The sequence below is a fragment of the Patescibacteria group bacterium genome, assembly GCA_041651355.1.
GTDB lineage: Bacteria > Patescibacteriota > Patescibacteriia > Patescibacteriales > UBA12465 > JAPLVX01.
Window position 1 is genome coordinate 1 of the sequence record JBAZJK010000009.1, and the last position, 3,719, is coordinate 3,719.

Annotated in this window: 1 protein-coding gene; it reads left to right on the forward strand. The window is 42.5% G+C overall.

Annotated elements, in window-relative coordinates:
- Window positions 1–33 precede the first annotated feature (33 nt).
- Window positions 34–3,719, forward strand: a 3,686-nt coding sequence (locus tag WC441_05445; protein MFA5163930.1) for a 4-alpha-glucanotransferase, incomplete at its 3' end; no start/stop codon positions are given.

Consider the following 3,719-nt stretch of genomic DNA (forward strand, 5'->3'; position numbering starts at 1 on the left):
TTAGACCTTGGCGGAACCAACTTCAGGGTGCTTATGGTAGACCTTAAAGCAGACGGAACAACACCTACTATGGTAATTGAGCGTTTCAAATTAACCAAAGAGCATATATCAGGCAGCCAGGAAGTCCTTTTTGATGCTATAGCATCATTTGTCAAACAGTTCCTTGCAAAACATAACCTTACAGATTCCTATGACCTTGGTTTTACCTTCTCTTTTGAAGTAAACCAGGCTGATATAGATAAAGGTATAACTGTCAGAATGTCCAAAGGTTTTACCACTACAGGCATAGTAGGAAAAGACGTAGTAGCCTTACTTAGAGATGCCTTCAAGCGTAAAGGAGTCAACAACGTCCGCGTAGTTGCAATAGATAACGATACAACAGGAACCCAGGTAGCAAGAGCATACCTCGATAACAATACAAGCTTAGGCGTAATCCTTGGAACAGGAACAAATATCTGTGTCCGTCTTCCTATGGACAAGATAATCAAGCAGTTCTCAAACAAGGACAACTACAAAGCAACGCATATGATAGTCAACATGGAAAGCGGCAACTTCAATAAGAACCTGCCGAGAACCAAATACGATAAACTATTAGACTCAAAATCTACCAATCCTAATGAAGCCTGGGAAGAGAAGATGGTCTCCGGTATGTATCTTGGAGAATTAATGCGTCTTACTCTCTTAGACCTCATTAACCAGAAACTGCTCTTTAGAGGTAAAACTCCAAAGATACTCTCTTCCTACCAGAGCTTTGAAACCAGATACATTGGCGATATAGAAGCATTAGACCTGAATAAGAGAATGAACATCTGGAAGCTACGCCTGCTCTTTAAGAAACTCTTACTTTCCAGGAAAGATGCGAAAATCATACAACTTATAGCTAACCTCATAGCTACACGTTCAGCAAGAGTAGCTGCTTCTCTTATAGCAGGAGCCTTACTCTACATAGACCCCAACCTTACCAATAAACATACAGTAGCCATAGACGGCTCAGTCTTTGAAAAACACTACAAATACCAGGCCCGTATGCACCAGGCTTTCCGTGAACTTCTCTCTGACAAAGCCTCAAACATCACAACCACCCTAACCCATGACGGTTCAGGGGTAGGCGCTGCCATTATAGCTGCTGTTGCTTCAAAGGCACAGAAAATACAACCTGTTAAAGCAGTAAAAGATATTTTCAAAGAATCCGTGGTTAGCCAGGCAGCCAGTGCGGTTACAGTTAAGCAAAACAATCGCGCAATTGATTACCTGTCTCCAATTTTTGCAGGAAAGAGAATAATGGGTGGATTGTTGCCGCTATTTAGCGTGAGAAGTAAAACTGGCCAGGGTATCGGCACCATTGAAGATTATTACAAAATGGCGGAACTGTACCAATCTTTAGGCTGGACAGTTTTGCAGATACCGCCGATGAATATTTGTAATATGGATAGCCCCTATTCAGTGGAAAGCTCTAGGTTGATGGATTGGTTGTACGCCAGCGTTGATATTCTTTTGGGAAAATCCAGTTACAGTAAGTTTGACGGTTTAGTCATCCGTTCAAAAGCTGCAGAAGAATTTCTTGAGAGCAAAAGAGTGGAAATAGAAGAATTACGCCGCGCTAAAGAAACCAACTTTACAAAAGTTAAGCCGATTATTTATGAAACCTTAAAATTGCTTTACAAGGATTTTATAAAACTTCCTCAAAGCCATAAATATTCCAAAGAATACCGGGCTTATCAGCAAAAAATGGGCTGGTTAAAAGACCATGTCTTGCATCTTTTATTAAAAGAAAGGTTCATCCGAGAAAAAGACATGTGGCGCGATTGGGATTTTCGTTTGTGGGGCGAAGATTTGGCAACGCGCAAAGACAAGGCTCTCAAGGAGGCAGAAAATTACTTCCGTCATTTCAAAGAAGGTGGCAATGAAATAGATATGATTGATTTCTATTCCTTCATGCAGTTTGTATTTTATCATCAATGGGATAGATTTAAAGTTTTTGCCCATAGCCGCAATATCGGCTTAGCCGGAGATATGACTTTTGGTCTGGATGGGGCAGATTTATGGATACGCCAGGATTTATTCGCTTTCGAGAAAGACCTCAAACGCCGTTACAGCCAAGGTGTGCCTCCGGATTTATTCAGCGATATGGGCCAATATTGGCAATTTTACATGTATCGTTGGGAAAAGCCGGAAACGGTTAACTTTATTTTTGACCGCTTCAAGTATCTGCTTGGTTTTTATGACTATGTCCGTTTTGACCACGCTTTGGGCTGTTATCGCGGTTATCGCTTCCTGGAAGATGCCGACAATAAGATGAACTTGAAAGATTTAGGTATCTGGGATGAAATTTCGCCTTTGCTGAAAGAAGGAAAAGATAATCCGGAAAAACAGGATGAAATAGCTTCGAAAATATATGGTATCGTGTTAAATAAACTGGCAAAAACAAGTTTGTTAACCGAAGAAGATAAAAAATATTTCTTTACTCCTTCCAATAGTTTAAGCCGCGACAGCGCCATGTATGTAGTGCGCCGTTCGGACAAACAGCCGGTTTTTGAACCCAAGTTGAGCCATAACGGCTGGGAACGGTATAATTACGTTACTGAAAAACGCATCTACGACGCCAGCTATACCGGTTCTTGGGATTTTCTACCTTTCTCTAAAAAATACATGAAAAAATATTTATTCCCGGACGATTCACAACGCGCGCCGCAAACGGAAGACAGCGTTAGGGTTGCTTATTTTGTTCCGGCTCCGGGAGAGGAATTGATATCCGGTTTATTGCGCGTAGCCCAGGAAGAAGGCAAAGTGTTCATTACCGAACTTCTGGGGATTGTTCCGGAGAAAGCCAAGGAATCAGTCGACACTTTAGCTGGAGCCATCGATTACGCTCCCGGAATATTCCAGGATAATCCGGCTTTCTGGTTGAGCGATGAATTTAAAAATAAATGGACCATGGTGGTGCATTCACTTCAGGATTCCATCAATATGGAAGGAAAGAAGGCAACTGGAAGCTGTAATCCTACGCGCAGCGTTACTCCGGAACAAGCAAAGATAACAATGAGCGACAAAGAACGCATGAACTGGCTTGGGCCGCTAACCAAATCCAAAGCGCTTCTATCAATTCTTATGTGGCCGGATTGGGGCAATTGGCCGGGCTCCTGGACTGAACGCATTACCAATATTCCAGGAACTCAGACCGGGAACTGGTCCATTCGCACACCTTTTACCATGGAAGAACTGCTTGCCGCCAGCCGGGGCGAAAAAACTTCAGCTGAAGCAAAAGCGGTTATGGATTTCGCCCGGGAATTAACGCAGTATTCAAAAAGAACCTTAGCTGATGCCTCAGGGCTGGCGAAATACTTATTTATTATAAAATCTTTTATCGAAAAATACCTTCCCGTTTTATTTAGAGGATCAAAGCGCGCGGCATTAATTAATACTTTCCCTTATTTTGGTGATTTCCGTCAGCAACGGTTCCTGGATCAAAAGTTCGAAGTCTGGGCTTTGGTAAATAAGAAGCCGAAGAACATAAATGTAATTATCGGAGAAGGTAATAAGCGTATATCGCTTCCTATGCATCTTGTCCGTGTCGGAGCCGGACTGCCCAGAGACACATATCTGTATAGCGCCTTACTAGCAGCCGATACCTTAAAAGAAGGCGACCATTATTTCAGAGTTGCGGTAAACGGTAAAGAATCAGAAGGCAAAGGCTGGCTGCAGGCAGTTAAACGCGGCGA